The sequence below is a fragment of the Sorangium sp. So ce426 genome (assembly GCF_051475585.1).
Lineage (GTDB): Bacteria > Myxococcota_A > Polyangia > Polyangiales > Polyangiaceae > Sorangium > Sorangium cellulosum_B.
Genome location: NZ_CP150341.1, coordinates 9,769,232 through 9,781,428, shown reverse-complemented (window position 1 = coordinate 9,781,428; position 12,197 = coordinate 9,769,232). Strand labels below are relative to the sequence as shown.

The window sequence follows — 12,197 nt, the reverse complement described above, 5'->3', positions numbered from 1 at the left end:
CTCAGCCGCCCCGCACGAGCGCGAGGGCGAGCAGCGCGGCGCACTCGGCGATCTGCTGCGCCGCGCCCAGGAAGTCGCCCGTGAGCCCGCCGGCGCGGGCGCGGAAGCGGAGGCCGCAGATCGCCGCGGCGGCGGCGGCGGCGACGAGCATGCCCGCCGCCTCGGCCGCCGTGAGGGCTCCGGCGGCGTGCGCCGCGGCGAGCGCGAGCGCCGGCCAGAGCGAGCCGAGCAGCGCCTGCGGGAGCGCCGCCTGCGCCACCGGGCGGCTGCGCGAGCCGCTCTGGGTCACGTAGGGCAGCGCGACCATCAGCCAGATCGGCGGGGTGCGCGAGAGGCACTGCGTCAGCACGAGGGCGACGGGCGCCGCGGCGTCGAGCCGCGCGAGCAGGGCGACGCGCAGCACGAGGACCACGATCAGCGCCGCCGCGCCGAACGCGCCGATGCGGCTGTCCTTGAGGATCTCGAAGATCCGCGCGCGGTCGAAGGCGCCGCCGAGCGCGTCGGCCGTGTCCGCGAGGCCGTCCTCGTGGAACGCCCCGGTCAGCAGCAGCCCGAGGGCCACGGTGACGCTCGCCGCGACGAGCGCGCCGCTCCGATCGACGAGCAGCCACACCGCGGCCTGGACGGCGCCGAGCGCGGCGCCCACGAACGGGAACCAGGCAGAGGCCCAGCGCCAGTCCGCCTCGGCGTAGGGGAAGCCGCCGACCGGGACGCGCGTGAGGAAGGTCGCCGCTGCGCGGGCGCCGCGCAGCACCGGCGGCGCCGTCATGGAGTCCCGGGCCGCGCGCGATCCGGCACGCTCGCGCTCGCGAACGTCGCCATGCCGGCGTGGAGGGCGCAGGCCGCGTCGAGGAGGGGCAGCGCGGCCAGCGCCGCGCTCGCCTCGCCGAGCCGCATCCCGAGGTCCAGCAAGGGGCGCGCGTCGAGCGCCGCGAGGACGTGGGCGTGGCCGCGCTCGGCCGAGCGGTGGGCGAAGAGCATGCCCGACCGCGCCTCCGCGCACATCCGGACGAGCGCGAGCGCCGCAGTCGAGACGATGAAGCCGTCGACGAGCACCGCCATGCGCAGCTCGATCGCCCGCGCCATGGCGCCCACAAGCGCGGCGATCTCCTTCCCGCCGACCGCCTGCACGACGCGGTGCGGATCGGTGCGCTGGACGCCCGAGACCTCCTGCGCGCGTCGCGTCGCGTCGCGCACGACCTCGATCTTGCGCGACAGCGCGTCGCCGGAGACGCCGGTCCCCGCCCCGACGACATCCTCCGGCGCGATCCCGAGGAGCAGCGCCGTGATGGCCGCCGCCGCCGTTGTGTTGCCGATGCCCATGTCGCCGAGCAGGACGACGCGCGTGTCGCCCCCGAGCGCGTCGATCTCCGCGGCGCCCGCGCGGAGCGCGCGCTCGTAGACGGCCTCCGAGAGCGCGTCCTCGATCCGCAGGTCGCCGATGGGATCGTCGGCGACCGGATCGCGCCGCAGCCGCGCGCCATCGCCGCCGTCGACGCGCTCGTACGGGTGGGCGACCCCGACGTCCACGACCCGCAGATCGACGCCGAGGTTCCGGCAGAGGACGCTGGCGGCGGCGCCGCCGCGCACGAAGTTCGCCACCATCGCCGCCGTGACCTCTGGCGGGTACGCCGACACGCCGTGCCGGGCGACGGGGTGATCGGCGGCGAAGAGCACCGCCGCCGCGGGTCGGCTCGCGGGCGCCCCGCCCTGGATGCCGGCGAGCGCCACGGCGAGATCCTCGAGCACGCCGAGGCTGCCGCGCGGCTTGGTCAGCGTGTCTTGCCGCGCACGCGCCGCGCCCACCGCGCTCGCGTCGAGCTCCGGGAAGACCCAGTGAGGCAAGAGAGCCATGTCCGGGTTCTCTACTCCGACACGCCGGCGAGCGGGCACGGCGATGCGGACTCCTTACGGGAACTTACAGGAACAGGAGTCCTTCGGTCCTATCGGTGGAGCTGAGGGGGATCGAACCCCTGACCTCATGACTGCCAGTCATGCGCTCTCCCAGCTGAGCTACAGCCCCGGTCGTTGGGAGCGGCATATCTACAGCCTCTCGCGCCGCTTGTCTCTACTTTTTTTCGACCGGCGCGCTTTTGTGTCCGAGGGCGTCGGTTCGCGGCTGAGCCGCCGGGCCGCGGGGGCGCTCAGAAGTTCATCAGCTTTGCCAGGTAGTACTTCATCGTCTCGGTCGTCCCGCCGCCGATGCGGAGGAGCCGCTGATCGCGCCAGGCGCGCGCGATCGGGAAGTCCTCGATGTAGCCCCAGCCGCCGTGGAACTGCAGGCACGTGTCCACGACGTCGTTCGCCACGTCGCCGGCCAGGATCTTCGCCATCGAGATGAGCTTCACGGTGTCGAAGCTGATCGGCACCTTCCGCACGTACCGCTCGTCGTTGTAGTGGTCGACGCACTTGTAGGCGAACGCGCGCGCCGCCTCGCAGCGCGTGTACAGGTCCACGAGCTTGTGCTGCCACGACTCGCGCTTGATGATCGGCTTGCCGAACGCCACCCGCTCGCGCCCGTACTCGACCGTGCCGTCGAGCGTCATGAACGAGCTCGCGATCGCGCTCACCGCGGCGACCAGCCGCTCGGTCTGGAAGTTCTGCATCAGGTACGCGAAGCCCTGATCGGGCTCGCCGAGCAGGTAGCGCCCCGGCACCCGCACGTCCTCCAGGAAGAGCTCCGCGGTGTCCGAGGACTTGTTGCCGATCTTCTTCAGCTTCTTCGCGACGTTGAAGCCGCGGAGCGCCGTCGGCACGAGGAAGAACGAGCAGCCGTGGGCGCCCCTGTCCGGCGACGTCTTGGCGAGCAGCGTGACGAAATCGGCGCGCGTCCCGTTCGTGATGAACGTCTTCTGCCCGTTCAGCACGTAGTCATCGCCCTCCTTGCGCGCGATCGTCCGGATCCCGGCCACGTCGCTGCCGGCCGCCGGCTCGGAGACGCCGAGCGCGGCGATCTTGTCGCCCGCGAGCGCCGGCTTGAGGAACTCCTCGATCTGCTCCTTCGTGCCGATGTCGCTGATCACCGGGGTCGCCATGTCGCTCTGCACGAGCAGCCCCATCGAGACGCCCGCCATCGTGCAGCGCACGAGCTCCTCGGCCTTGGCCGCCGAGAACCAGTAGTCGAGCCCGGCGCCGCCGTGCTCCTCCGGGAAGTGCGCGCCCAGGATCCCGAGCTCGCCGGCGCGCTTGAACACCCAGCTGGGAAAGCACTCCGACGACTCCCACTCCTCCACATGAGGAGCGAGCTCCTTCTCTGCGAAGGCCCGCACCGTCTTTCTGAACTGCTGATGTTCTTCCGTGAACGGCTGCCACATCGCGAACCCCTCCTCGCCGGCACGACCGAGATGATTCGTACACGAAACATTTTTCAGCGCAAGCGCCGCACCTCGGCGTCTCTGCCGCGCCTGGTCCGCCGCACGGCCGCGCGGGGAACCCCGCGGAGCGCGCGGCGTCCCGCGGGGCGGGGGACGCGCGGAAATGCGCGGCGTCCCACGGAGACCGCGCAGGGCCTCATGGAAAACGAGGGCCGATGGCGCGGCGCGCGACCGTGCGGGGCGCGGCGCGAGCGGCGCGAGCGTCAGAAGAACCGCCGAAGAGCGAAAAATGAATCGGCACGCGCATCCATCCACGCAGTCTGCGGGCTCTGCTAGCCTCCGGGCCACATGCGACTCCTCGTCCTGTCCCGCAACGCGTCCCTCTATTCGACGAGCCGGATCGTGCTCGCGGGGCGCGCGCGTGGTCACGACGTCAGCGTCATCGATCCGCTCGATTTCCAGATCGTCGTGTCGCGCGGCCGCCCGTCGTTGCTCGTCGGTGGTTCGGCGGTGCCCCGCTTCGACATCGTGATCCCGCGCATCGGCGCCAGCATCACGAACTACGGCCTCGCCGTCGTCCGTCAGTTCGATCTCATGGGCGTCCCCGTCCTGAACGGCGCCGTCTCGATCGCGAGGAGCCGCGACAAGCTGCGCGCGCTCCAGCTGCTCACGCGCCGCAAGCTCAACGTGCCGATCACCGTGTGCGCCCGGAGCCCGGCCGGCGTCGAGGCGGCGCTGTCGCTCGTCGGCGGCTGCCCCGCGATCGTGAAGCTCCAGCAGGGGACCCAGGGCATCGGCACGATGCTCGCCGAGACGCCCCACGCCGTGCACGCGCTGCTCGAGACGTTCTGGGCCATGGGCCAGGACATCGTGCTCCAGGAATACGTGCGCGAGTCGAAGGGGCGCGACATCCGGGTCATCGTCGTCGGCGGCCGCGTGGTCGCCTCGATGCGCCGCGTCGCCAAGCCGGGGGAGTTCCGCTCGAACCTCCACCGCGGCGGCAAGGGCGATCGGGTGAAGCTGCCGCGCGCCTACCGGAGCGTCGCGATCCGCGCCGCGAAGGCGATGGGCCTCGAGGTCGCCGGCGTCGACATGCTCGAGGCGCGCTCCGGGCCCAAGATCCTCGAGATCAACAGCTCGCCCGGCCTGGAGGGGATCGAGCGCGCGAGCGGCGTCGACGTCGCGGGCGCGATCATCAGCTACGCCGAGCGGTACGCGGCGGAGCAGCGCGGCCTCAGCCGCCGCACGCTCGAGGCGCGGATCGCCGAGGTGATCCACGACGAGCGCATGCCGGCGCCGCGGCGGCTCAGCCGCGCGGCGGCCGAGAACGGGGCGGGCGCGAGCCGCCGGAAGGCCGCGGCGCTCACCGGCGGGAGGGGCGCGCGGAGGGCGCTCTCGTGACCCTGCGGGTCGAGGCGGCCGGCGATGCGGTCGTCCTGACCATCGATCGTCCCGAGCGCAGGAACGCCATCGACAGCGGCTTCGCGGGCCGCCTCGGCGAGGCGATCCGCCGCGCCAGCGCCGACCCGCGCGTTCGCGGCGTCGTGCTCACCGCGGCGAGCAGCGACGTCTTCGTGGCGGGCGGCGACATCCGCGAGCTCCACGCGCTCGCCGCCGGCGGCGCGGAGGGGGGCGAGGTCCTCCGGCTGTTCGAGGGCCTCGCGGCCTTCGAGGAGAGCGAGGTGCCGATCGTCGCCGCCGTGCAGGGCGACGCGCTGGGCGGCGGCTGCGAGCTCTTGCTGCTCTGCGATTTCGTCGTCGTCGAGGAGCACGCCGCGCTCTCGTTCCGGCACGTCAAGATGGGCCTGTCCCCGGCCTGGGGCGGGCTCACGCGGCTCTGCGAGCGGGTGGGGCCGCTCGCGGCGGCGCGGCTGCTCCTGACGGCGGAGAGGATCGACGCCGCCGAGGCGCTCCGCGTCGGCCTCGTGAGCGAGGTCGTCCCCACCGGCGCGGCGCGGAGCCGGGCGATCGCGCAGGTCGGCCGCATCGCCGAGGGCCCACGCGCGTCGGTCGCGGCCATGAAGCGGTCCCTGCACAAGGTGCGCGAGGCGCTGCGCGCCTCCGCCGCCGAGGTCGAGCGACGGGCGTTTGCCGAGCAGTGGAACGGCCCGGAGCACCGGCGTGCGATGGATGCGTTCCTGAGCAAGAAGTGACGGTGGCGCGGCGTGGAGAGCGCGGAGCGGCAGGACCCTGAGGGCGCCGAGCCCCCGCTGCAGGGCGCGGAGCCCCCGCTGCAGGACGCGGAGCCCGCGCCTGCGAGCGCCGAGGCCGCGCCTGCGAGCGCCGAGGCCGCGCCTGCGAGCGCGCTGCTCCCGCCCGCGCCGCCGACGATCGAGCACTTCATCGGCCGCCGCCCCCACCTGCGGGCGCTCCAGCGCGCCGCCGAGGCCCTCGTGCTGGAGCGGCCCGTCGCCGTGCTCGTTCACGGCGCCGCGGGCATGGGCAAGAGCGCGCTCATCCACCACTTCTTGATGGGGCTCCGCCGCGACAAGGGGCCGATCGTCCTGCGGGGGCGCTGCGCGCTCGCGGCGACCGAGTCCTACAAGGCGTTCGGGGGCGTGATGGAGGCGCTGAGCCGCTTCCTCCGGCGGGTGTCGGACGACGAGGCGGAGCGCCTCCTGCCGCGCGACGTCCGCGCGCTCGCCCGGGTGTTCCCGGTGCTCTCGCGCGTGCCGGCCGTCGCGTCGGCGCCGCGCCCGAGCGAGTCGCCCGACGCGCAGGAGCTGCGTCAGCGCAGCTTCGCCGCGCTCCGCCAGCTGCTCTTTCGCATCGCCGAGCGCAGCCCGCTCGTCGTGGCGATCGAGGACCTGCAGTGGAGCGACATCGACAGCGTGGCGCTCCTGCTCGAGCTCACGCGGCCTCCCGACGCGCCCGCGATGATGTTCCTCGGCAGCTTCCGGGACGAGGACGTCGCCACGAGCGCGCCGCTCCGCGCGCTGCTCGACGGGATGGGCCTCGAGCGCCGGGACGCCGAGGCCGAGGCCGCCGCCGCGCGGGGGCGGATCGAGCCGGCGCGCCGGGACGGCGAGCTGCGCGAGCTCGAGGTCGGCCCGCTCTCGCCGCTCGAGGCCGAGGAGCTCTCGCTCGCGCTCCTGTTCGCGCGCGACGACGTCACCCGCGCGCGGGCGGACGCGATCGCCCGCGCCTCGCGGGGCAACCCGCGGCTGCTCGGCGAGCTCGCCCGCGACGCGCAGGAGCTCTCGGGCGAGGACGGCGCCCGGGGCGACGCCGCGTGGGGCAGGGCGCTCGACGCGCGTCTGCGCCGCCTGCCGGCGCAGGCGCTCCGGCTGCTGGAGGTGATCGCGGTCGCCGGGGAGCCGATGGACGCGGCGGTCGTGGCGCGCGCGGCGAAGCTCCGCGACGACGAGCGCGCCCCGGCGATGACGCTGCTGCTCCTGGAGGACCTGATCTCCGCGCGGCGCGCCGGCGAGGGCGAGCTCGTCGAGGCGTCGCACGACAGGGTGCGCGCGGCCGTTGTCGGCCGGCTCGGCCCGGAGCAGCTCGCGGCGCGGCACCGGAGGCTAGGGCGGGCGCTCGAGGCGCTGGGGACGGCGGACGCGGAGGCGCTCTCGCGGCACTGGCTCGGCGCGGGGGACGCGGCGCGGGCGGGGCGGCTCGCCGAGCGCGCGGCCGAGGAGGCGGCGGAGGCCCTCGCGTTCGAGCGCGCGGCGCGGCTCTACGAGCTCGCGCTCGGCCTGCGCTCGCGCGAGGCGGATGTCCCCGAGGCCGAGCGGCGCGCGCTCGGCGTGCGGTGCGCCGACGCCCTGGTCAACGCGGGCAAGAGCGCCGAGGCGGCGAGGATCTACGCGGCGGCGGCGGAGGGGGCGGACGGCGCGCGCTCGCTCGAGCTCCGCCGGCGGGCCGCGGAGCAGTACCTGCGGAGCGGGCACATCGACGAGGGGATCGAGCTCGTCCGCGCCGTCCTCCGGGCGGTTGGCCTTTCGTTCCCGGAGACGCCGCGGCGCGCGCTGGTGGCGCTGCTCCTGCACCGGGCGGAGCTGCGCCTCAGGGGCCTCCGGTTCCGCGAGCGGTCCGAGGCGGAGGTGCGGCCGGAGGACCTCGCGCGCATCGACGCCTGCTGGACGGTGACGGTGGGGCTGTCCGGCGTCGACATGGTCCGGTCCGCCGAGTTCTCGGCGCGCGCCCTGCTGCTCGCGCTGCGGGCCGGCGAGCCGTACCGCGTCGGCCGCGCGCTCGCGTTCGAGGCCTCGTCCGCGTGCATGATGGGGGCGCCGGGCCGGGCGCGCGCGGAGGAGCTCGTCGCCGCGGTGCGGGCGCTCTCGGAGCGGCTCGACAGCCCGCACCTCCTCGGCCTGTCGATGATGGTGTCGGGCATGCTCGAGGCGTTCACGGCCGGGCGCTGGAAGGCGGCGTCCGCGTGGTACGAGGTCGCCGACGAGCTCCTGCGCGACCGCTGCGCCGGCGTGTCCTGGGAGCTCGCGACGACGCAGCTGATGGCGTCGTGGGCGCGGTACTACCGCGGGCAGATCGACGCGCTCGCGCGGACGACGCCGGCGGTGCTCCGCGCCGCCGAGCAGCGGGGGGATCTCTACGCGGCGGCGATCTTCAGCGTGCAGGCGACGTGGGTGGCGCTCGCGTCGGACGACGTGGCGGGCGCGCGCGGCGCGATCGCGGGGGCGCTGTCGAGGTGGACGACGTCGGGGTTCCACCTCGAGCATTTCGTCGGGCTGCTCGGCGAGACCTACGTCGACCGGTACGCGGGCCGCGCCGGCGCCGCGATGAAGCGCCTCACGGACGCCTGGCCGAGGATCGAGGGCTCGATGCTGCTGATGATGCAGAACAGCCGGGTGATGGCCCACGTCGAGCGCGCGTGCACGGCGCTCGCCGTGGCCGAGGCGGCGCCCGAGCCGGAGCCGCTGATCCAGGCGGCGCTCCGGGACGCCGCGGCGCTCGCCCGGGAGAAGACGGCGTGGTCGGACCCGTTCGTGCCGCTGATCCGCGCGGGCGCGGCCGAGCTGCGCGGCGACAGGGAGGCGGCGATCGCGCAGCTGGAGGCGGCGGCGGCCGGGTTCGACGCGGCGGACATGCCGCTCTATGCGGCGGCGGCGCGGCGCCAGGCGGGCGAGCTGCTCGGCGGGGAGAAGGGGCTCCAGCGGCTCCTCGTGGCGGACGCGGTGATGGCGCGGGAGCGGATCAAGAGCCCGGCGCGGTGGGCGGCGATGCTGGCGCCGGGGTTCGGAAGGGGCGAGCGGGTCGGCTGGGGATGACCGTGGCGGCCGGCGGCCGCGTGGTCGCTAGCCCGAGCTGCCGCCGGGCAGCGGACCGAACTGCTTCTCGTACGCCGCGAGCCGGGCGGCGAGCTGCTTCGCCTCATCGCTGGCGGCGCGAGCCTGCTCCTCGGCGGCGCGGGCCTGCTCTTCGGCGGCGCGGGCCTGCTCCTCGGCGGCGCGGGCCTGCTCTTCGGCGGCGCGAGCCCGCTCTTCGCCGGTCTGCAGCACCCGTCCATGGGCATCGATCCAGCGCAGCCAGTCGACGGCGAGGCCGCGGTACGTGCCGCGGCGCACCCCGAGGCGCAGGCCGAGGCACGCGCTCACGACGTCGCCGTTCGCCTCGGGCGGCATCGGCAGGTAGGACCGCGTGGCTCGATCGAGCACATACGCCTCGAGCACGCCCGAGAACGGATCGAACAGGTAGTACTCCGGCACGTGCAGGAGCTTCGCGTAGATCCGCATCTTGTCGCCGCGATCGACGGCCTGGGTGCTCTCGGAGAGCAGCTCGATCACCACGTCGGGCGTCCTCCCGTCCTCCTGCCAGACGACCCAGGATTTGCGCTCGCGCGTGTTGGTGTCGAGCACCACGAACACGTCGGGGCCTCGGAAGTCGTTCTTCTTCGCTTGCAGCTCGCTGAAATAGATGGCCATGTTGCCGCCGACGTACACGTCGTCGCGGTCGCGCCAGGACAGCTTCAGCACCTCGATGAGCAGGCCCATCTGCGCGCGGTGGCGCTCGGATTCCATCGGCTCTCCGTCGTCGTACGGGAGCTCGTCCTCGCCGGGCGGGGGAATCGGGATGAAAGAATTCTCGCTCTGGAAGGGCATACGTCGCTCCAGGCGCAGCGTACCCCATGCCGCGCGCGGGCGCAGCCGGGCGGCTCGTGCCGCTCCATCCGGCGGCTCCGGCACGAGGGCAGGCGACGTCAGGCGTCAGCGCACCGCCAGCACCACCTCGTGGGCCTCGGTCCTCGCCGGGATCTCCCAGCGCTCGATCATCCGGCGGATGACGGCCTCGGGCACCGCCGCCTCCCGCGCCCGGTTCTGCGCGAACAGCGTCGATGCAGGCACCTCCACGTAAACGACGCGGATCCTCGCCCCGTAGTCGGCCGCCATCTGCAGCAGCGGGCCGCGCCGCTGCCGCGAGAGGTTCGTCGCGTTCCACACGAACCGCTCGCCGCGCCGCAGGTATTCCTTCGCCCGCTCGCGCGCGGCCTGGACCACCTGTCCCTGCGTGTCCGCCGGATCGATCTCCAGCTCGCTCCGCAGCGCGTCCAGGGAGACGACCGGCCAGTCGGCGAGGTGGTGGCGAACATAGGTATCCTTCCCGGCGCCCGGGAGCCCGCTCATCACCACGACCTCGGAGCGCGTGTCGTCGTAGACCTCGACGTCCGGGTGGCGCCCGCCGGCGGGATCGGAGCGGAAGTACACGAAGCGCGTGTGAGCCGAGGCGAAGGACCGCGGCGCGGTGTAACACCCCTCCTCGCGGCAGAACTCGCGGAAGAGCTCGATGTTGTCGACGACGCGCCCCATGTCCGCGCAGACGCGCCCTCGGATGTCGGCCTCGGCCACGAGCGCGAGCAGGTCGCAGCGCGCGTGGAGGCTGATCTCGGCGGCGACGCGCCGCGCGTCGTCGCGCTCGATGAGATAGAACGGGATCTGGTGGTAGCGCACGAGCGCGCACACATGCTCGCGCAGCGCGAACGGCGCGCCGAGCTCCCAGAGCAGGCGGCGCGCGAGGAGCTCCCCCGCGCGTGAGTGGCCCTTCGCCGTGATCCGCCCGTCCTCCTCGCGGGTGGTCGCCGGCTTCGCCACGTCGTGGAGGAGGCACGCGAGGTACACGACGCGCTGCTCCTCGGCCGGCAGCGCCTGCCACTCGGGCAGCCCGAGGAGCGTCTCCAGCACCATGCGGGTGTGGATCCAGACGTTGCCCTCGGCGTGGTGGATCGGGTCCTGCGGGCACGCCTCGAGCGCGCGGACCCAGTCGAAGACCTGGAGCTCGTCCCAGGGGACACGCCCCGGATCGGGCGTGAGCAGGTCGAGGAGCGAGGACGCGGAGGACATGACGGAGGACCCCTGGCGAGCGCGCAGTCAACGCCGCGCGACGCGCAGCGCGCGTGAGGGCCGTAGCATGTCCGCGAAACGACGCCGGTGCTACCCTGGCGCCGCCATGTCCGCCAAATACCCTCGCTCGTTCCACCTGCCGTGGTCCCCCGGCGGGACGTCCGACGACAAGAGGATGGCAGACGTGTCGGGGCTGCTCGGCGTCGAGATCGTCATCACCGAGAAGTGCGACGGGAGCAACCTCACGTACACGCGGGCGAGCGTCTTCTCCCGCTCGCACTCGGGCCCTCCGTCCCACCCGAGCTTCGACCTCGCGAAGGCCACGCACGCGAGCATCGCGCACCTGCTCTCGGAGGGCATGTCGCTCTTCTGCGAGTACTGCTATGCGATCCACTCGATCGAGTACGAGGCGCTCCCGGGGTATTCGCTGGTCTTCGGCGTGCGGGACGACGTGCGGGGCCTCTTCTGGGAGTGGGACATGGTCGTGGCCCAGGCGAACGATCTGGGGCTCCCCACGGTGCCCGTCCTGTTCCGGGGCACCGTCGAGGGCGAGCGCGAGCTCGAGGCGCTGACGACCGCGCTCGCGCGCGAGCCCTCCGCGTTCGGCGGCCCGCGCGAGGGCGTCGTGGTGCGGGCCGCCGGCGAGTTCCCGGACGCGGCGTTCCAGCGGCGGCTCGCCAAGTGGGTGCGGCGCGGGCACGTGCAGACGGACGAGCACTGGATGCACCAGGAGATCCGGCCCCAGCGGCTCGCGCCGGCGCCGGCGCCGGCCGACGCGTCACCGCCGTGAGGCCAGCGCCGCGAGCCGATCGCAGAGGCCCTCGCGGATCGGGCCGTAGGCCCTGCGGTACTCCTCCCAGTCGAGGCGCTCGTCCGCGGCGATCTCGCGCCAGTACGGGTTCGCGGCGCCGTAATCGTGGAGGACGCCGGACTCGGCGATCTGCACGGCGAAGAGCGGCACCCGGAGGGCGTGGAAGAGCTTCTTCTTCGAGGCCTCCGGCTCGTCGTCGAAGCGGGCGCCGGCCTTCTTGAAGTCGGACGCGGAGCGGCTCGCGGCCGACGCGGCGAGCTTCTTCCTGTCGAGCTTGAACGGGAAGGGCGGCCTTCCTTCCTTGAGCCGGTGCTCGGGCGGCAGGAACAGGCACTCGAGCGCGAAGACGCTGTGCTCGGCGATGGCGTCGCGGAAGGTGTCGAGGCCGTGGACGACGACGTTGACGCCCGGCGCAAAGGCGAGGTCCCGCCGCGCGTCGCGCCGCGCGAGGACGGCGACGAAATCCTCGTCCGACGTCGCGGACGCGGTGCCGTACACGCGCGATCCGGCGCGGAACACGCTGTGGACCTCGCCGTCTTTGCGGCCGAGGACGCGGAGCACGGTGGAGAGGCTCATGGCAGCGGCCTCGCTCGAGGGACGGCGAGCATCGCGCCGTTCCCACCCCCGCGCAACGGGCGGCGCGCCCTCGACCACCGCGACGCCCGCCCGCCCGCTCGCGAGCGCGAGCTCTCGGCGACCGTGACTCTCCTGTGAACCTGGTGTTTCCTCGACCATGGTTGTCCCGTGCGCGGCGCCGCCTCGCCGGCGCCTCCGCGC

The 12,197-nt window shown here is 73.9% G+C and carries 10 protein-coding genes and 1 tRNA gene; 4 read left to right on the top strand and 7 right to left on the bottom strand.

Annotated features, from left to right (window positions below; all coding sequences use genetic code 11):
• Position 1: 1 nt before the first annotated feature.
• The 4 genes from WMF44_RS36605 to WMF44_RS36590 all read right to left on the bottom strand — a co-directional run bounded on the left by WMF44_RS36605 (position 2) and on the right by WMF44_RS36590 (position 3,314).
• Positions 2–769, bottom strand: coding sequence for an adenosylcobinamide-GDP ribazoletransferase (locus WMF44_RS36605; RefSeq protein ID WP_437294679.1), 768 nt, complete (start codon positions 767–769; stop codon positions 2–4).
• A complete protein-coding gene (cobT, locus tag WMF44_RS36600; RefSeq protein ID WP_437294678.1) occupies positions 766–1,854 on the bottom strand; it encodes a nicotinate-nucleotide--dimethylbenzimidazole phosphoribosyltransferase in 1,089 nt (362 codons plus the stop codon). Before cobT ends, WMF44_RS36605 begins: the two co-directional genes overlap by 4 nt.
• 96 nt (positions 1,855–1,950) lie before the next feature.
• Positions 1,951–2,023, bottom strand: a tRNA-Ala gene (locus WMF44_RS36595).
• Positions 2,024–2,144: 121 nt separating this feature from the next.
• Positions 2,145–3,314, bottom strand: coding sequence for an acyl-CoA dehydrogenase family protein (locus WMF44_RS36590; RefSeq protein ID WP_437294677.1), 1,170 nt, complete (start codon positions 3,312–3,314; stop codon positions 2,145–2,147).
• A gap of 348 nt (positions 3,315–3,662) precedes the next feature.
• On the opposite strand from WMF44_RS36590, the gene WMF44_RS36585 reads away from it, so the two are divergent.
• The 3 genes from WMF44_RS36585 to WMF44_RS36575 are packed head-to-tail and all read left to right on the top strand — an operon-like array spanning position 3,663 to position 8,542.
• On the top strand, positions 3,663–4,715 hold the full coding sequence (locus WMF44_RS36585) for a RimK family alpha-L-glutamate ligase (RefSeq protein ID WP_437294676.1): 1,053 nt from the start codon (positions 3,663–3,665) through the stop codon (positions 4,713–4,715).
• A complete protein-coding gene (locus WMF44_RS36580) occupies positions 4,712–5,467 on the top strand; it encodes an enoyl-CoA hydratase/isomerase family protein (RefSeq protein WP_437294675.1) in 756 nt (251 codons plus the stop codon). The genes WMF44_RS36585 and WMF44_RS36580 overlap by 4 nt, the downstream gene beginning before the upstream one ends.
• A 12-nt stretch (positions 5,468–5,479) precedes the next feature.
• Positions 5,480–8,542, top strand: coding sequence for an ATP-binding protein (locus WMF44_RS36575; protein WP_437294674.1), 3,063 nt, complete (start codon positions 5,480–5,482; stop codon positions 8,540–8,542).
• 27 nt (positions 8,543–8,569) lie between these two features.
• On the opposite strand, the gene WMF44_RS36570 is transcribed toward WMF44_RS36575, so the two are convergent.
• Both WMF44_RS36570 and WMF44_RS36565 read right to left on the bottom strand, forming a co-directional pair.
• Positions 8,570–9,373 carry a Uma2 family endonuclease gene (locus WMF44_RS36570; protein ID WP_437294673.1) on the bottom strand — a complete coding sequence of 268 codons (804 nt, stop codon included), beginning with the start codon at positions 9,371–9,373 and terminating at the stop codon, positions 8,570–8,572.
• A gap of 105 nt (positions 9,374–9,478) precedes the next feature.
• Positions 9,479–10,609 (bottom strand): AAA family ATPase, encoded by a 1,131-nt coding sequence (locus tag WMF44_RS36565; RefSeq protein ID WP_437294672.1) that lies wholly within the window; start codon positions 10,607–10,609, stop codon positions 9,479–9,481.
• 106 nt (positions 10,610–10,715) lie between these two features.
• Between WMF44_RS36565 and WMF44_RS36560 the strand changes: the two genes are divergently transcribed.
• A complete protein-coding gene (locus WMF44_RS36560; RefSeq protein WP_437294671.1) occupies positions 10,716–11,399 on the top strand; it encodes an RNA ligase family protein in 684 nt (227 codons plus the stop codon).
• Here WMF44_RS36560 and WMF44_RS36555 read toward each other — a convergent pair.
• On the bottom strand, positions 11,388–11,996 hold the full coding sequence (locus WMF44_RS36555; RefSeq protein WP_437294670.1) for a hypothetical protein: 609 nt from the start codon (positions 11,994–11,996) through the stop codon (positions 11,388–11,390). The genes WMF44_RS36560 and WMF44_RS36555 overlap by 12 nt on opposite strands.
• Positions 11,997–12,197: the final 201 nt, after the last annotated feature.

Bases quoted from the DNA above. Each gene is read 5' to 3' on its own strand.
- cobT (WP_437294678.1), bottom strand. From the start codon at position 1,854: ATGGCTCTCTTGCCTCACTGGGTCTTCCCGGAGCTCGACGCGAGCGCG.
- WMF44_RS36590 (WP_437294677.1), bottom strand. From the start codon at position 3,314: ATGTGGCAGCCGTTCACGGAAGAACATCAGCAGTTCAGAAAGACGGTG.
- WMF44_RS36605 (WP_437294679.1), bottom strand. From the start codon at position 769: ATGACGGCGCCGCCGGTGCTGCGCGGCGCCCGCGCAGCGGCGACCTTC.
- WMF44_RS36565 (WP_437294672.1), bottom strand. From the start codon at position 10,609: ATGTCCTCCGCGTCCTCGCTCCTCGACCTGCTCACGCCCGATCCGGGG.
- WMF44_RS36585 (WP_437294676.1), top strand. From the start codon at position 3,663: ATGCGACTCCTCGTCCTGTCCCGCAACGCGTCCCTCTATTCGACGAGC.
- WMF44_RS36555 (WP_437294670.1), bottom strand. From the start codon at position 11,996: ATGAGCCTCTCCACCGTGCTCCGCGTCCTCGGCCGCAAAGACGGCGAG.
- WMF44_RS36560 (WP_437294671.1), top strand. From the start codon at position 10,716: ATGTCCGCCAAATACCCTCGCTCGTTCCACCTGCCGTGGTCCCCCGGC.
- WMF44_RS36570 (WP_437294673.1), bottom strand. From the start codon at position 9,373: ATGCCCTTCCAGAGCGAGAATTCTTTCATCCCGATTCCCCCGCCCGGC.